General features: G+C 43.9%; 14 protein-coding genes. 10 read left to right on the forward strand and 4 right to left on the reverse strand.

All coding sequences use genetic code 11. The features are described from left to right. Position 1: 1 nt before the first annotated feature. On the forward strand, positions 2-1756 hold the full coding sequence (locus tag J4N43_RS17665; RefSeq protein ID WP_158159412.1) for an ABC transporter permease subunit: 1755 nt from the start codon (positions 2-4) through the stop codon (positions 1754-1756). Between the two features lie 177 nt (positions 1757-1933). On the opposite strand, the gene J4N43_RS17670 is transcribed toward J4N43_RS17665, so the two are convergent. Next, positions 1934-2692, reverse strand: a complete 759-nt coding sequence (locus J4N43_RS17670; protein WP_005375354.1) for a DeoR/GlpR family DNA-binding transcription regulator — start codon at positions 2690-2692, stop codon at positions 1934-1936. Between the two features lie 274 nt (positions 2693-2966). Between J4N43_RS17670 and ltnD the strand changes: the two genes are divergently transcribed. The 6 genes from ltnD (at position 2967) to J4N43_RS17700 (ending at position 9106) form a co-directional block, all read left to right on the forward strand. Continuing rightward, positions 2967-3875, forward strand: coding sequence for an L-threonate dehydrogenase (gene ltnD / locus J4N43_RS17675; RefSeq protein ID WP_005375356.1), 909 nt, complete (start codon positions 2967-2969; stop codon positions 3873-3875). Between the two features lie 25 nt (positions 3876-3900). Beyond that, positions 3901-5157: a 3-oxo-tetronate kinase gene (otnK, locus tag J4N43_RS17680; RefSeq protein WP_005375358.1), complete on the forward strand. Its 1257-nt coding sequence runs from the start codon at positions 3901-3903 to the stop codon at positions 5155-5157. 11 nt (positions 5158-5168) lie between these two features. Then, positions 5169-5816, forward strand: coding sequence for a 3-oxo-tetronate 4-phosphate decarboxylase (gene otnC, locus J4N43_RS17685; RefSeq protein WP_005385078.1), 648 nt, complete (start codon positions 5169-5171; stop codon positions 5814-5816). Beyond that, positions 5816-6592: a 2-oxo-tetronate isomerase gene (gene otnI / locus J4N43_RS17690; RefSeq protein ID WP_005375365.1), complete on the forward strand. Its 777-nt coding sequence runs from the start codon at positions 5816-5818 to the stop codon at positions 6590-6592. The genes otnC and otnI overlap by 1 nt, the downstream gene beginning before the upstream one ends. A 61-nt stretch (positions 6593-6653) precedes the next feature. Beyond that, positions 6654-7613 (forward strand): D-erythronate dehydrogenase, encoded by a 960-nt coding sequence (gene denD, locus J4N43_RS17695; RefSeq protein ID WP_005375367.1) that lies wholly within the window; start codon positions 6654-6656, stop codon positions 7611-7613. Further along, positions 7613-9106, forward strand: coding sequence for a GntP family permease (locus J4N43_RS17700; RefSeq protein WP_005375369.1), 1494 nt, complete (start codon positions 7613-7615; stop codon positions 9104-9106). Before denD ends, J4N43_RS17700 begins: the two co-directional genes overlap by 1 nt. A 195-nt stretch (positions 9107-9301) precedes the next feature. On the opposite strand, the gene rcnR is transcribed toward J4N43_RS17700, so the two are convergent. Then, entirely contained in the window at positions 9302-9574 is a 273-nt protein-coding gene (rcnR, locus tag J4N43_RS17705) for a Ni(II)/Co(II)-binding transcriptional repressor RcnR (RefSeq protein WP_005375370.1), read from the reverse strand. A 135-nt stretch (positions 9575-9709) separates the two neighbouring features. Here rcnR and J4N43_RS17710 point away from each other — a divergent pair, with 135 nt between their 5' ends. Further along, the gene (locus J4N43_RS17710; RefSeq protein WP_042521547.1) at positions 9710-10786 is read left to right on the forward strand and encodes a nickel/cobalt efflux protein RcnA; all 1077 of its coding nucleotides are present in this window, start codon (positions 9710-9712) and stop codon (positions 10784-10786) included. 549 nt (positions 10787-11335) lie between these two features. Continuing rightward, positions 11336-12895, forward strand: a complete 1560-nt coding sequence (locus tag J4N43_RS17715; protein WP_031778895.1) for a methyl-accepting chemotaxis protein — start codon at positions 11336-11338, stop codon at positions 12893-12895. 148 nt (positions 12896-13043) lie between these two features. Here the strand turns inward: J4N43_RS17715 and J4N43_RS17720 are convergent, their stop codons facing one another. Continuing rightward, a complete protein-coding gene (locus J4N43_RS17720; RefSeq protein WP_005375376.1) occupies positions 13044-13943 on the reverse strand; it encodes a LysR family transcriptional regulator in 900 nt (299 codons plus the stop codon). A gap of 141 nt (positions 13944-14084) precedes the next feature. Between J4N43_RS17720 and accD the strand changes: the two genes are divergently transcribed. Beyond that, on the forward strand, positions 14085-14948 hold the full coding sequence (gene accD, locus J4N43_RS17725) for an acetyl-CoA carboxylase, carboxyltransferase subunit beta (protein WP_017821534.1): 864 nt from the start codon (positions 14085-14087) through the stop codon (positions 14946-14948). Positions 14949-14979: 31 nt separating this feature from the next. On the opposite strand, the gene J4N43_RS17730 is transcribed toward accD, so the two are convergent. Beyond that, positions 14980-15957 carry a hypothetical protein gene (locus J4N43_RS17730; RefSeq protein ID WP_158159411.1) on the reverse strand — a complete coding sequence of 326 codons (978 nt, stop codon included), beginning with the start codon at positions 15955-15957 and terminating at the stop codon, positions 14980-14982. Positions 15958-16170: the final 213 nt, after the last annotated feature.

A 16170-nucleotide genomic window follows, 5' to 3' on the forward strand; every position in this document is an offset into this window, starting at 1 on the left:
GATGTCGTCTGTTGCCAACATGCGCTCTCGTTGGAGCGCTTGTATGCCTGAATGGTTTACGCGTTTTTTGTCGCGCTTCCTGTCACTCGGGGTAGTGGTTGTGCTGGTGGGTTTGATGCCGGATATTGCAGGTATCGACCCAAGCCAATCAATCCTCCGTGCTCGTGCGGGTGCTCAACAATTGCTGACGGCAGAAGCTCTGCAAGCAATTCGAGAAGATCTTCAACTTGACCGCAGCGCTGCTGAGCGACTGTGGGATTGGTTGACGCTTGCCATGCAAGGTGACTTAGGTGTCTCTTGGGTGAGTGGCGCATCCGTGATGGAGAGCGTTCAACAAACCGCAAAAACGTCGCTATTACTGATGCTTACAGCGCTAGGCATGGCATTTGTAATGTGTATGGCGAGCGTCCTTTACACTGTGCGTCGTTGGCAACAGAATCGTTTAGACAAACATCATGACACGCTCAGTTCGGTGTTGGTCTCACTGCCTGAATACGTGATTGCTTCGTTGCTGATCATGGTGTTTTCCATTTGGTTGGGCTGGTTCCCGCCTTATGGTTGGCAAGGCGTGCAAAACCTCTGGCTACCAAGTTTGGCAATGGCATTGCCTGCTGCTGGTTTGTTCGGGCGCTTGCTCAATGACAGCCTCAAGCGTGTATTGGATGAGCCTTGGGTGATCACTTGGCTATCGGCAAACGTCAGTAAGTTTCAAATCTTACGCTTTGCCTTGTGGCGTGCCGTTAGTAACTTGATTCCTCAAATCGCAATGACGGTGATTGGTTTAACCGGCGGCGCGGTTGCTGTGGAACAAGTGTTTTCCATTCCGGGCATCGGACGACTAATCTTAGGTGCAGCGAAGTCACAAGATCTGCCGATGCTGCAAGGCGGCTTGTTGGTGTTGTTGGTGTTCTCGATGTTAATCAGCAGTGCGAGCATCTTATTGCAACGTTGGTTACTCGGGCACAGTGTCACAAGTGGCAAGTTGATCAGCAGTCACAGCACGTTCCGTTTTACCCAAAGCACCACCAAACGTATCGTCAGTGCCACAATCTTTGTCTTGCTGATTGGTTGTGCTGGATGGGCGTTAATGCGCGATCCTTACACCATCCAATTTACCCGCCTTGAATCGCCAAGCTTAGCTGCCCCGTTTGGTGCAGATGCGGTCGGGCGAGATCTGCTTGCTCGCGTTGGCGGCGGTATGATGTCGACAATCAAAATGGGCATCATCGCAACGTTCCTAAGTTTGGTGATTGGTTTGCTGCTCGGCTTCGTGACTCGTTATAGCCAAGGCTTAATTGAGATCACCAAAGGTGTGCCATACATTGTGGCGGGTCTGCTGATTGCTGGTCTAACGGGGATGAACCCAAACAGTGCTTTGATTGCGATTGTTATGGTGTCGTGGGCACCATTAGCGGCGCACTGTGCGAGCTTGTTGATGGAAGCCAAAGCGCAGCCTTATACGCATCTTGCGCCCATTTGGGGAACCAGTCAGTGGCAAGTACTCCGTTACTACTTGTTGCCTTACGTACTGCCGCCATTGATTCGTCACGCGTTTCTACGTTTGCCATACATTACGCTCAGCCTGACGTCTCTGAGTTTTATCGGACTTGGCGTTAAGCCGCCAGAACCTGAGTGGGGCTTACTGATTGCAGAGAATCTGCCTTATATCGAGCGCTCACCATTAGGTGTCTTACTGCCAATCTCAGGTTTAGTTTTGATGGCAATTGCGGTGAATTTGATTTTTGATGACAAATGACGAGCAGCGATAAAGCGAAGTGAGCTTCCATATCCAGATGTAATAAGTAATTTGGTAATTTAGAAAACAAAAGGATGTGTTTTCTGCCAGAAAGTACACAGCACGGTCTATGTATATTGGAAGCACCTATAAATTAACGAGTATAAAAGTTACGCGAACTCAGATGTTTAGGTAGTGTTACTCTTTATACACACGTAATCCTTTATCCGTTAATTCTTGAGTGACCACTTCGGATAGGTTTCGATCGGTAATAATTCCGTCCAATTGCTCGATGTCTAATGCATGAAAGCTCGCTATCTGACCGTATTTAGTTGAGTCTGAGATCAGATAATTGGTTTGTGCCGCCTTGATGATTGCTTTTTTAACGAGAACTTTATTTTCATTAGGTGTTGATAAGCCTTTCAAGCTCCAAGATGAAGTCGAAATAAAGGCGATATCAATATTTAGCCCATTCAAGAACTCTGCGACTTTTCCACCAATGGTGGATTGGTTCTCGCGGTCAATTTTTCCCCCAGTGTGGTAAAGCTCACATTCACTGTGCGTCATAAGGAAAGCAGCAATAGAGAAGTCATTGGTGATCACTAAAAGATCATTACGATTTGCTATTTGATGGGCGATTTCTAGAGAGGTTGTTCCCGCATCCAAGTAAATCGTAGCGTCTTGACCAATTAACGTAGCCGCCAGCTTACCAATTTGAATTTTTTCATCCGCTTGTTGCTCGACCTTCGCATCATGGGAAAGTTCGGAATGTAGAGCTTGAGCGAGTTGCACTCCACCAGAAACAGAAACGACTTTACCTGAGGATTCAAGCTTCACGATATCACGACGAATGGTCATATGTGATACGCCAAGGTGGTCGGTTAAATCTGAAATGCTTAACACTTCTTGATGTGATAACAGGGATAATATGGTTCTTTGACGTTCTGCTGGGATCATAGTTTCACTTCTATATTCTTGTTTTTCAGTATCCTACCAATCTTTTCATTTGTTGTGAATATCTGTGAATTATGTTCTCAACGTTGTAAGAACAGCCTTCGCTTGTGTTAACTGCTCGGAATATCTCTGCCCATAAAGAGGTATATATCACGACATTGTTAATTTGTGTGAAAAAATGTGATTCAAAGCGAGGTCTTAGTATTAATCTTCACATATAATCACACCAACCAAACAAGAATTAACAAAGTTTAATAGACCAGAAGGCATTGTTTTTATGAGTGAAGTTCAATCTGTAGGTGTTATCGGTTTAGGCTCTATGGGAATGGGCGCCGCAAAGTCATGTGTGCGTGCAGGCCTAGATGTCTATGGTTTCGATTTAAATTCTCAAGCGCTTGAAGAGTTAGGTTCATTCGGTGCAAAAGCTGTTTCTACAAATGCAGTTGAGTTTGCAGATAAGCTTGATTCGGTTCTAGTTCTTGTTGTGAACGCAGCTCAAGTTAACACGGTCTTGTTCAAGACCGGTCTTGCTACAGCGCTTAAGCCGAATACGCCAGTAATGGTTTCAGCAACCATCTCAGCAGAAGACGCAAAACAAATTGAAGCGAAATTGGCAGAACACAATCTTGTGATGCTTGATGCACCGGTATCTGGTGGTGCTGCAAAAGCAGAATTAGGTGAGATGACTATTATGGCGTCGGGAGCGCAAAGCACATTTGATGCACTTGAACCAGTACTCAACGCAACGGCAGCTAAAGTCTACAACATCGGTGAAGCGATTGGCCTAGGCGCAACTGTGAAGATTATCCACCAATTGCTAGCAGGTGTTCATATCGCAGCTGGTGCTGAAGCAATGGCATTAGCGGCACGTGCAAACATTCCTCTTGACCTGATGTACGACGTGGTGACGAATGCAGCGGGTAACTCTTGGATGTTTGAGAACCGCATGAAGCATGTAGTTGATGGTGATTACTCCCCTAAATCTATGGTCGACATCTTTGTGAAAGATTTAAACCTCGTATCGGACACAGCAAAAGATCTCAAATTTCCACTTCCTCTATCAAGCACAGCACTAAACATGTTTTTGAGTGCAAGCAATGCTGGTTTTGGCCAGGAGGACGACAGTGCCGTTATCAAGATTTTTGATGGTATTGAGCTTCCAGGTGTAGAAAACAAACAGAAATAAGCGCACGTAAAACGGAGAAAAAATGATGTTATTAGGCGTTATCGCAGACGACTTTACTGGCGCAACAGACATCGCAGGTTTTCTTGTAGAAAACGGCATGCGCACAGTTCAGCTTAACGGTATTCCAAAAGAAGAGATTGATGTAAACGCAGATGCGGTCGTGATCAGTCTTAAATCTCGCTCTTGTCCTGTAGATGAGGCAATCGAGGATTCAGTAGCGGCGCTTAAGTGGCTGCAAGCAAATGGCTGTCAGCAGTTTTACTTCAAGTACTGCTCAACGTTTGACAGCACAGCAGAAGGTAACATTGGTCCTGTAACGGATGCACTGCTTGCAGAGCTAGGTGAAGCGTTCACCATTGTATGCCCATCATTACCAGTGAATGGTCGCACAGTTTACAACGGCCATCTATTTGTATTCCAAGACTTGCTAAGCGACTCAGGTATGCGTAATCACCCTGTGACACCAATGACTGATTCAAGCCTAGTTCGTATGATGGATGCTCAATCTCAAGGCAAATCTGGCCTGGTGAACTTCCAAATAATTGAACAAGGTCCAAAAGCGGTAATTGGGCGCTTTGAAGAGCTAAAAGTACAAGGCAACCGCTATGCAGTGGTTGATGCATTCAATGCAGAGCATCTTGTCACACTTGGTCAAGCGGCGAAGTCTCTAAAACTGGTAACTGGTGGTTCTGGTTTGGCTGCGGGTATTGCTAAGAACTGGATAGAGAACCTTGAAGATCAAAGTGATGCGAAGCAAGAGGGGAACCCTAAAAAGGCACCAACCGTTGTGTTATCTGGATCTTGTTCTGTCATGACCAACCAACAGGTCGCTGTTTACAAAGAAAAAGCGCCACACTTTGCTATTGATGTGAAGGCGTGTCTGACGGAAGAAGATTACTTAAATCAAGTGTTTGATTGGGTCATGACCAACATCGAAAGCGAGTTCGCACCACTGGTTTACGCAACCGCAGATGCAGCGGCGTTAAAAGCGATTCAACAAGAGTTTGGCGCGCATGCTTCAAGTCACGCGGTTGAACAATTCTTTAGCCAACTTGCAGTTAAACTTCAGCAGAACGGTGTGAAAAATTTCATCGTTGCGGGTGGGGAAACCTCAGGGGTTGTAACCCAAAGCCTAGCCGTAAAAGGTTTTCATATCGGTCCTCAAATCGCACCAGGTGTACCTTGGGTGAAGTCACTTGAAGGCGAGCTTTCTTTGGCTCTGAAATCGGGCAACTTCGGCGATGAACACTTCTTTGCCAAAGCACAGTCGTTTTTTGAATAGGTGAGGTTGTGATGAATAAAGAATTGATGACAGAACAACAACTGCGAGAGCAAATGGTCACTATGGCGCGCTCTATGTTTGAACGTGGCTATGCGACTGGCGGCGCTGGCAACCTTTCTCTAAAACTGCCTAATGGACACTTTCTGGCAACGCCAACTGGTTCTTCGTTCGGCCGCTTGATTGCTGAAGAGCTTTCGGTTGTGGATATTGATGGCAACCATATCTCTGGTGAAAAGCCATCAAAAGAAGTCGCTTTTCATCTGGCGATTTATCGAAATAACTCAAAGTGTAATGCGATTGTGCATCTGCATTCTACTTACTTGACGGCGCTTTCTTGTCTTGAAGGTCTAGATCGCGAGAATGCCATCAAAGCTTTTACACCTTACTTTGTAATGCGCATTGGCGAACTGCCAGTGATTCCGTACCTGCGCCCGGGCGACCCTCAGATTGCTGAAGAACTTGCGCAACGGGCTAGTGACTACCGAGCTTTCCTCCTGGCGAACCATGGTCCAGTGATCACGGGTACGGACTTTGAAGATGCAGTGGATAACGCAGAAGAGCTAGAAGAGACAGCGAAGCTAGCGTTCATTCTTAAAGACAGCAACATCCGCTACTTAACGGATACTGAGATTCAAGACCTAAAAGGGAGAGGTAAGTAATGGCTAAATTCGCGGCAAATCTGACAATGTTATTCACAGAAGTTCCTTTTCTAGATCGTTTCGAAAAAGCACACCAAGCGGGCTTCAAAGCGGTGGAATACCTTTTCCCATACGCATTCGAAGCGCAAGAACTAGCAAGCAAGATACAGCAGTTTGGTTTTGAGCAAGCGTTATTCAACATGCCTCCAGGTGATTGGGATGCAGGTGAACGAGGTTTTGCAGCTATTCCGGGGCGTGAGGATGAATTTAAAACGAGCGTCGAGACTGCGCTGATGTACGCCAAGGCACTGAACTGTAAAAAGGTTCACGCTATGTCTGGCATTGTTGATTCACGCTTCACTCGTGATCAGCATATTGAAACCTTTATCTCAAACATTCGTTATGCAGCGGATAAGTTTGCCGAACATGGTGTTGAGCTGATGATTGAGCCACTCAACAATCGCGATGTACCGAACTACTTCGTTGCACATCAACGTGAAGCGGTGGAACTCATCAAACAAGTGGCTCGTCCAAACGTGAAATTGCAGCTCGATCTCTATCACGCACAAATTATGGACGGTGATCTGAGTACGTTGATTCGCGATGTGGCGCCATACACAGGCCATATTCAAATTGCTTCTGTGCCTGAAAGGCACGAACCATCGGAAGGCGAACTGAATTACCCACACCTATTCAATGTTTTGGATGACTCTGGTTACCAAGGCTGGATCGGTTGTGAATACAACCCAAGGCATAGCACGCAGCTGGGCCTTAGTTGGGTTAAACCATACCTATAACAATTTTAATTTCTATCCATAAATAACTTGAAACCAATTACAAAAACAAAGGGTCGTGACTATGAATATTATCATAACTGGAGGGGCGGGTTTTCTCGGAACCCTACTTGCCAAATCACTACTAAAAGAAAACAAAGCTGAAAGTATTACTATTGTCGACATTCAAAAGTCGCGCTTAGAGGGCATTGATGACCGAGTCGTTTCTTTAGTCATGGATATGACAAAGCGAGAAAATATAGACCAAGTTATTACTGCCGAAACGACACACATTTTTCATTTAGCGGCAATTGTATCGAGCCATGCTGAGCAAGATTTTGATTTAGGCGTAGCTGTAAACCTGACGACCACACAGTTATTGCTTGAGCGTTGCCGTAAAGTAAACCCTAATATTCGTTTTACGTTTGCTTCATCTTTAGCTGTATTTGGTGGTGATCTTCCGGAAACGATTACACCAATAACAGCACTTCATCCTCAGTCATCCTACGGGACGCAAAAAGCTATAGGTGAGTTATTGGTGAACGACTATGCCCGTAAAGGCTTTGTTAAAGCTGTATCCGTACGTTTACCGACTATTTGTATTCGCCCTGGGAAACCAAACCTTGCCGCTAGCTCTTTCGTAAGCGGAATTATTCGTGAGCCTTTGAATGCTCAAGAATCAAATTGTCCTGTAGACCCTACGCTAAAACTTTGGATATCGAGCCCGTCTAGAGTGGTGGACAATATTCAATATGCAGGGCTAATGCCTTATGAGCAGTTAAATAATCTGTCCTATAGAACGCTTAATTTACCTGGTATTCAAACTACACCAGCTGAGATGATTCAAACAATGGACACTCTAATGGGTAAACAACTTTCTAATTATATTACCTATGAGCATGATGCGGGTATTGATCGTATTGTGAGTAGTTGGCCACAAAAAATTGATTGTACTAAAGAACTGGAGCTTGGATTTAAATCAGACAGTAATTTCAAGGATGTATTACAACAATTTATTTCTGTTAACAATATGGAGATTGTCTAATGTTACCAACCTCAGTAATTGGACTAATAGTAGCCGTATCAGTCCTTGTTTTTCTTGTATTACGTACAAAAGTACATGTGTTAATTGCGATGTTAATTGCGGCATGTATCGCAGGTATTATTGGTGGGTTAAGTGTTGACGACACGATTGCGACCGTTAGCAAAGGATTTGGTGGAACATTAGGCGGTATAGGGATTGTCATCGGTCTCGGCGTTATGATGGGGGCTATTTTAGAGGCTTCTGGAGCAGGAGAAAGTATTGCCTATAATTTTATAAAGTGGTTAGGAAAAAAGAAAGAAGAGGCCGCTCTTGCTGTAACTGGCTATATTGTTAGCATCCCAATCTTTGTGGATAGCGCGCTTATCATTCTTTATCCAATTGCGAAGTCTTTGTCAAAAACGTCCAATCGCTCGATTTTAACGCTTACGGTTGCTCTGGCGGGCGGCTTGGTCGTAGCGCATCACGCTATTCCGCCGACTCCAGGACCTTTGGGCGTTGCTGGTATCTTTGGTGTCGATCTTGCCAGCATGTTAGGTTTTGGTTTGATGATCGCAGCGCCTTGTGTCATGGGTATTGTTTGGTATGCAAGATGGTTAGAAAAGCAGTTTCCTGAATTCATTCCAACCGAACATTTCTCGAAGTCTAGTGAGCAACTGATTAATGATCACAAAGAGTACATTGCAAGTAAAGAAGCGAAAGACCTACCATCTTTAAGTAAATCTATCGCTCCAATTATTATCCCTATTTTACTTATACTTGCGAAATCAGTGATGGGTTTATTAGAGGGGACTTTCGGTTTCGAAGGGCTGACTGCAACAACATTTGGTCAATTTATCGCTTTTATCGGCAGCCCTACTATTGCACTATCAATAGCGACGTTACTAGCGGTTTACACATTGGGTAATAACCTTACCAAAGAAGAAGCGAATGAAAAGATGGAACAAGGAATCTCCACTTGTGGCATCATTTTGTTAGTAACAGGAGCTGGTGGCGCGTTAGGTGCCGTATTGCGTGAAACGGGTGCGGGCGCAGAGATTGCTAACCAAGTTGCAGGGCTTCCTATTTCTGCGGTTATGATTCCATTTATTATTGCGACGTTAGTTCGTATTATTCAGGGCTCTGGTACAGTCTCCATGATAACCGCTGCTTCTATATCTGCCCCAGTTTTAGTAAATATTCCTGACGTTAACCTTTTATTCGCAGCGACGGCAGCTACGATGGGATCTCTATTTGCTGGCTACTTTAATGACTCGCTATTCCATATTGTTAATCGATTAATGGGGGTGACTGAGGTTAAGAAACAACTCATTATTTGGACTATTCCAACAACAATTGCTTGGGCTATTGGTGGTTCATTAGTCATGATTCTTAACTTATTCTTCGGATCTCATGGTTCAATCTTTGATCCTGTGTTACCACTTGCTGTACTTTTGGGGTGTGTTGCATTTACAAAATCTTACAGCGCTAAGCACGTCGAATTACAAGAGGTATAAAGGTTTACTTGTACTCTTCCATAAAGTAAAAACCTATCACAATATGTATTTTTATCAGATAGTTTAGAGTTTTTTAATAATATGAACGGCCCTATGTTTGGGCCGTTTTAGTTCTTATAAATAAACTATTTAAATTGAACCGATATAGGTTCTATTCGAGTTTAACTCTAGTGATTTTACTCTAGCGAAGTAGGGTTACTTTATATAAGAGTCCAGTACTTTTAATACGACTTCCATATCTTTTTCACGTTGAGTTTTGTCTTCCTCAAGTACGACGTGTTCAAGTAAGTGACCTTTAATTACTTCTCGCATCAAACCATTTACTGCTCCCCGAATAGCGGCAATCTGCTGCAACACATCTTGGCATTCATGCTCTTCTTCCAGCATTTTTTTAAGTCCATTCACCTGACCCTGTATTTTACTGACTCGAGTGTTGAGCTTCTTTTGATCTCTGGTTGTATGCGACATGTCTTATCTTCTTTAAGTTACGGGCCGAGTTATTCTAACTGATAATGTAGCACTCAATTTATACTGGGGGGTAGTATTTAATACTAGGGGGGAGTATAGTTTGCGATAAATTAGAATCAATAACAGAGAACAACAATGGATTTTGTCGCGTTACTACAACAAGGTAATGGGTGGTTCTTTATTCCCAGTGCCATTTTGCTTGGCGCCTTGCATGGTTTAGAACCTGGGCACTCTAAAACGATGATGGCGGCGTTCATTGTCGCGGTGAAAGGAACGGTCAAACAAGCCGTGATGCTGGGTTTAGCTGCCACACTTTCTCACACTGCAATTGTATGGTTAATCGCTGTTGGCGGGATGTATATTAGCCAGAAATTCACCGCTGAAGCGGCTGAACCATGGATGCAACTTATCTCTGGGGTCATTATCGTGACAACCGGCGTATGGATGTTTTGGCGGACATGGAGCGATGAGCGAGCTTGGAACAAAGCTCAGGATCATGCTCGCGATTGGACGACGCAAGTTGTGGATACAGGACATGGGCATGTTTCGCTTTCGATTACAGAGGAAGGGGAGCATCACCGTTTCCAGTTGCGAACACTCAGCGGTAAACCTTTAACTGCTGAAGGTATCAAGGTTTCGGTATCGAGTGATGGTTATCAACCTGCTGATATTTATCACTTTATAGAGCGTGATGGATACTTGGAATCGGCGTCTTGCATTGAAGTCTCTAATGGACTTTCTGTCACTTTGAGCATCGGGCACCATGATCATACCCATGACTTTGATGTACATTTTCGTCCTGGTTCTCATTTAGAAAGCGAAGATAAGGAATATCAAGATGCTCACGAACGCGCTCACGCTTTAGACATTCAAAAACGCTTTGAGAATCGAGACGTGACGAATGGGCAAATTCTGCTGTTTGGATTAACGGGTGGTTTGATTCCATGCCCTGCTGCGGTAACGGTTTTGCTTATCTGTTTGCAGCTTAAGGCAATGACTCTTGGTGCGACTTTAGTTGTGTCATTCAGTATTGGCTTAGCCTTGACTCTGGTTGCTGTTGGCGTTGTGGCAGCAGTGGGCGTGCAAAAAGCGACATCTAAATGGAGCGGTTTGAATGATGTTGCACGTCGAGCTCCTTACTTATCGGGCGTCTTGATCAGTGCAGTTGGTTTATACATGGGTATGCATGGATACATATCGCTGACGAGTTAAACTCTGTGGTAAAGATTTTTTTCCTTTCTTTTTTATGGGCAATGGCTTCATGCCTTGGTTTGCCTATTTTGCTGCCGATTCTTGATTGAGAATTACTCGATCTGACATCGCTGCCATATCTACAAACCAAGTCATTCTCGCTTCACCAAACATCTCGTATTACAACCGCTGTGATTGTGGCTCTAATATCTGAACCTGAGATACTAAATGATAAAACGGGAGCACTGACCACAGCGCTCCCGACGGTCAAAACGCTAATTAGAAGTCTTTTCTTTAATGTTCGATACCAATTTGGTCGCATAGTTAAATTTAACTATGCAAACGTTTCCTTTTGCGTACTCGTCCCTTCGCCAAACCTCGTAGAAATGTGACGTTTTGAAGACTTTTTTTCCTTCTGTCTAAAGTAATCGGGAACAAAGCAGATACATAGTTATAAAGTTATGTCTTGCTCTGCCAAACAGACCCAAAATGCAGTTTGGTTGGTTTTGGAGAAGAAAGGCTTAGCGCTCGATTAATGAGCATCAATTGAATTGTATTGAGACAATTATAATGAAAAGAATCATCTTATTAGCAGTCTGCGCCATGTTTGGTATTGCTGTCGTGGCGAGTATGGCATCAACGTACCTAATTTCGAGTCAGAAAATCGATGACATCATCTTAAACAAATCCCAAGTTCAAGCTGAGTTTCTAGCGGGAAATGCGAGTTATATTTTGGAGAACTCAGCCAATCCAATGCAAGATTTACAATCGCTTGTTGAGGGGCTGAAACAACGTTCAGACGTGAGTTATGCCGTTGTAATTGATCGTAACGTGACGGCAGTAGCCCACAGTGATAAGCACAAGCTGAACAAAACCTATAACGATGAATATACTGTTGAAGGCGCGACGAGAGGTGTTCAACAGTACTCAAAGTGGTATGCCGATGTACAGAAAGTATGGGTGTTTGACATCATGGCACCAATTTATGTGGATGGTCAGTTATACGGTACTTTTGATATTGGTATTCCTATTACCGAAGTGAGCCAAGCGACGAATGGAATTATTACTTACCAGTTGATCTCTATGGTGGCGATCTTCGTTATGTGTGTTTTGATTCTGTCACTTCTGCTAAATAAACTGATGAGACCGCTTTCTGCGCTTAAAGACGCTCTACAAGACATCTCAAAAGGAGACGGAGACTTAACCGTTCGTTTGCCAGCGAAAGGTAATGACGAAGTCGCGCAAATTTCTTCTGCTTTCAACGTTTTTGTTGGGAAAGTACATGAGATTATTACACAAGTTGTAAATACTGGTGTGGAGCTTAATAGTTCAGCTGTCGCTTTGCGTGGGCAATCTCAACAAGCGCTCACAAGAGGGCAAGAGCAGAACGAGCAAACCATGCTGGTTGTCACATCCATGAACGAAATGATTGCGACGGTCAATGAAATTGCCTCCAATGCTGCTGGAGCGGCAAATGCTGCGAGTGCAGCAAGTAATGAAGCGCAAGATGGCTACACGACGCTAGAAAGAACCAAAACGGCGATGACTAATCTTGAAAACGAGATGAACAGCACTTCCAACATTATCGTGAGTCTTGCTGAAAATACTCAGTCGATTGGTAGTATTCTAGAGGTGATTAGAGGTATTTCGGAGCAAACCAATCTATTGGCTCTCAATGCGGCTATCGAAGCTGCACGCGCTGGTGATGCCGGCCGAGGTTTTGCAGTCGTAGCTGATGAAGTTCGCAACCTAGCGACTAAAACGGCTCATTCTACCGATGAAATTGACAATATGATTCACCAGCTACAAACTGAAGCTCAAAGTGCGGTGAATTCAATGAGTAATAGTAAGACTCTTATTGAAGAAGGAACGGCAGAAACTGAGTTAGCTCGACAGGCTTTAGAAGCAATAGCTGCACAAGTGACGACTATTTCAGATATCAATACTCAAGTAGCAACCGCAACAGAACAGCAATCAACGGTAGCAAACGAAATTAATATGAACATGGATACCGTCAGCCACTCAGTGAAAAGTGCGCTAACGGCGAGTGAGCAACTAGAAGCATCAAGTCAACAACTCGCGGAGCTATCGCGAACACTCGATCGTCACGTGGGAGCGTTTAGAATCTAAACGCCAACTGACCCTCTTTAATAAAAAGCCAGTAAATGTTAATTGCTGGCTTTTTTATTTGAAAAAATCGAGTCTCAAATCGCTTAGCGGTGTCTGTCCTTTCTAGACGATAAAACAAAATATGATAAATTAGTTGAGTAAAGCTTAGCTAGGCGTTAAGTTTTGCGTTTTGCTTTAAATGTTCAACAAACATAGATATTTTCTTCGCTACATGTTTTCTAGACGAGTAAAAGGCGTAAAGCACTAAATCCTCAGGTTCGTACTCTAGAGTGACGATTTCTAGCTCACCATTTTTGATCTCATTTTGGCATGACTCAATTGGCAATATTGCGTATCCAAGCCCTAATAACGCGCCATATCTGGCGAGATGACCGCTGTTTACTTTGAATGAAGATTGCACAGTTTGAGTAATATGGCCTCCAACAGGGTTTCTGAATACCCATGGTGCACCATTTACTGCGGTAAGCGTCGTGATGCAGGGAACATGACTTAGATCCGTAATTTTGTAAGGGGTGGCGTATTTCTCAATTAGTTGAGGCGCGGCTAAAATGGCACTGGGCCAGCGTTTTATCTCTCTCGCCACCCAGTTACTGTCTGACAAAGTCCCTCTATGAAAACTCAAAATGACATCAAAGCTGTCAATAACATCATCTTTAGGGTTTAGCGTTGTATCGCAAGACAAAGAGATTGACGGGTATTGCGTGCAAAAGGTGACAACCGCTTTGGCCAGTACAGGTGTGTCTGGCATAAGAATTCGCAGTTCCCCTGTTACCGTGTGCGAGTGGCGCGTTACCGTTTCTAGTGCGGCGTTGAGTTGCTCCAATAACGGACGAGTGCTGCTATAGAGCTCTTCTCCAGCCTCGGTAGGCGTCATTCGCCTTGTTGTTCTATTGAACAACCTAATGTTTAACTTTTCTTCAAGCAGGGCAATGTGTCGGCTGATATTTGATGTTGGTATATTCAAACACTCAGCGGCTCGCTTAAAGCTGTTGTTCTCATAAACACAGTGAAAACTTTTTAACCAGATTTGGTCAACGTTATCAAACATTTCATTATCCCACTTTATTGGATTATCAAGCCAGCATATCGCACTTTATCCCTGTACTAAGTTACATACAATTTTATTTACAAGTTTAAGCGAACAAACAACGAGATATCGCGCTAGAACGTAATCAATAGTGGTGAATTTATGAGCTGGTTAGAACGGTTATTTGAGAATAAAAATATAATAGGTTCGCGCAAAGCGTCTATCCCTGAGGGCGTTTGGACAAAGTGTCCTGAGTGTGAACAAATACTTTATCGTGCCGCGTTAAAAGAAAATTTGGAAGTATGCCCTAAATGCTCATATCACATGAGAATGGCTGCGCGTCAAAGGTTGATCTCTTTTCTGGACCATGGAACACAACAAGAGTTGGCAAGTGAGTTGGAGCCACAAGATATTTTGGGTTTTAAAGACTTAAAGCGATATAAAGAGCGAATAGCTTTAGCACAGAAAACGACTGGAGAAAAAGATGCGTTGGTGGTGATGGAGGGCAAGTTATTGGGGCTGCCTGTTGTTGCGTGTGCATTCGAATTCTCTTTCATGGCAGGCTCGATGGGCGCAGTGGTTGGCGAGAAGTTTGTCCGAGCAGTTGAAAGCGCAATTAATACAAAATCTGGGTTAGTATGTTTTTCCGCTTGCGGAGGGGCGCGCATGCAAGAGTCTTTGGTGGCACTAATGCAAATGTCAAAAACCAGCGCCGCGTTAAACCACTTATCTGAGCACAGATTACCCTATATCTCAGTATTGACGGACCAAACTTATGGTGGCGTCTCGGCGAGTTTAGCCATGTTAGGAGACATCAATATTGGTGAACCTAAAGCAAGTATTGGCTTTGCGGGAAGACGGGTCATTGAGCAAACGGTACGTGAAAAGTTACCAGACGAGTTTCAGCGAAGTGAATTTTTACTAGCGCATGGTGCGCTAGATATGATTGTCGATAGACGTGAAATGCGCGATCGCGTTGGCCGCTTACTGGCTAAGTTAACCAACGCGAGGGTGGTCTCAGAATAGGTTGTATTAAAATTAGACTTAGTACTTGCGTTTATTGAGCCGTAATCATTACAAACCGTTCATTTTGCCCCCATCTTGGTTCCGCATTCATTAGGCTGAGATCCAACGCCGTTTGGTATGGGTCAACAGCAAAATGGTTGCTTACTAACCCCCAGAGCATCCAGTTGATTGCGGTTTCATTCTCGGTAAGCTCTTCGAGTGGCGCTTGGAGGAAAAAGTACTCATCTTCGCCATCGTAACCGAGCCGATCATAGATAATGTTGCGTAGCTCTCGATCCAAATCATGTTGGAGGTTGATTGAGTCGTACAGTTGCTCTTCTGTTGGGCCATTCTCATGGTGATAAACATTGCGTTTTGACTCTTTGTGTAAAGTACCTGCGCCAGTTTCAATGCTTACTTTCTTTTGCGAGTGTTGCTCAAGAACTTGAATGATTTCATCCTCTAGTTGATCGAGTTTACTCAGCAAAACTTGATTGTTTATGTCACCAGCGGGGGAGGCCATCGTTTGGAAGGCTTTCACTCTCTCGTAGACTGCTTTCCCGTGAGGAAGGGCTGCAAAACACTGTTCTTGAAGCGCTTCATTGGCTTGCCAAATGCCCGAGTAGAGCTCGTAATCATGTGTATATGGTGGAAGCTCTTCAGTATCTTCCCCTAATAATTCTCGCCAGTGCTTTTGCCACTGTTCTTCGTTTGCGTGTTTTACACGCGCGTATTGCTTAACCCAGCGGTTACGAAGTTTTACCCCAAAAATGGCAAGTCCCCATGGAGCGAGCAAATAAAAATAATAGTGAGAAGAGTTATCCCAAAAGTAACCGTAAACGTAAACACCAAAAGCAAGCACCCAAGTTCCAATAGTACAAGCAATAACCCCGGACATTATTGATGATTGGCGCTTTGTTTCTCTTAATGTATTACCTTCAGAACATAACCAAAAAATGCCGCCAAAAACAAAGGCAAACGTTGTCATGAAGTAGGCAATCCCCGCTCCCCAAAATCCCCAAAGTGACATGTATTATCCCTAGCCAAATATCTGCTTTATTCACTCATCAATGACTGGAGGAGTAAATGTGTTTGATTTGGCGGAGAATTTACCATTAATGCCAACCTTTTGATATGCACTCTATGACTTATTGGGAATGAGTCACAAATAAAAATAGATGGTATCAAGCATCAAAATTTAATTTAGAACCTTTGATTGTCGTGAACTCTATCTGGAAGAGTT

The sequence above is a fragment of the Vibrio sp. SCSIO 43009 genome (assembly GCF_023716525.1).
Classification (GTDB): domain Bacteria; phylum Pseudomonadota; class Gammaproteobacteria; order Enterobacterales; family Vibrionaceae; genus Vibrio; species Vibrio alginolyticus.

Coding starts and splice junctions, on each gene's coding strand:
- otnC (WP_005385078.1), top strand. CDS start 5,169: ATGAATAAAGAATTGATGACAGAACAACAACTGCGAGAGCAAATGGTC.
- J4N43_RS17670 (WP_005375354.1), bottom strand. CDS start 2,692: ATGATCCCAGCAGAACGTCAAAGAACCATATTATCCCTGTTATCACAT.
- J4N43_RS17665 (WP_158159412.1), top strand. CDS start 2: ATGTCGTCTGTTGCCAACATGCGCTCTCGTTGGAGCGCTTGTATGCCT.
- otnI (WP_005375365.1), top strand. CDS start 5,816: ATGGCTAAATTCGCGGCAAATCTGACAATGTTATTCACAGAAGTTCCT.
- J4N43_RS17710 (WP_042521547.1), top strand. CDS start 9,710: ATGGATTTTGTCGCGTTACTACAACAAGGTAATGGGTGGTTCTTTATT.
- accD (WP_017821534.1), top strand. CDS start 14,085: ATGAGCTGGTTAGAACGGTTATTTGAGAATAAAAATATAATAGGTTCG.
- denD (WP_005375367.1), top strand. CDS start 6,654: ATGAATATTATCATAACTGGAGGGGCGGGTTTTCTCGGAACCCTACTT.
- rcnR (WP_005375370.1), bottom strand. CDS start 9,574: ATGTCGCATACAACCAGAGATCAAAAGAAGCTCAACACTCGAGTCAGT.
- ltnD (WP_005375356.1), top strand. CDS start 2,967: ATGAGTGAAGTTCAATCTGTAGGTGTTATCGGTTTAGGCTCTATGGGA.
- J4N43_RS17720 (WP_005375376.1), bottom strand. CDS start 13,943: ATGTTTGATAACGTTGACCAAATCTGGTTAAAAAGTTTTCACTGTGTT.
- J4N43_RS17700 (WP_005375369.1), top strand. CDS start 7,613: ATGTTACCAACCTCAGTAATTGGACTAATAGTAGCCGTATCAGTCCTT.
- J4N43_RS17730 (WP_158159411.1), bottom strand. CDS start 15,957: ATGTCACTTTGGGGATTTTGGGGAGCGGGGATTGCCTACTTCATGACA.
- otnK (WP_005375358.1), top strand. CDS start 3,901: ATGTTATTAGGCGTTATCGCAGACGACTTTACTGGCGCAACAGACATC.
- J4N43_RS17715 (WP_031778895.1), top strand. CDS start 11,336: ATGAAAAGAATCATCTTATTAGCAGTCTGCGCCATGTTTGGTATTGCT.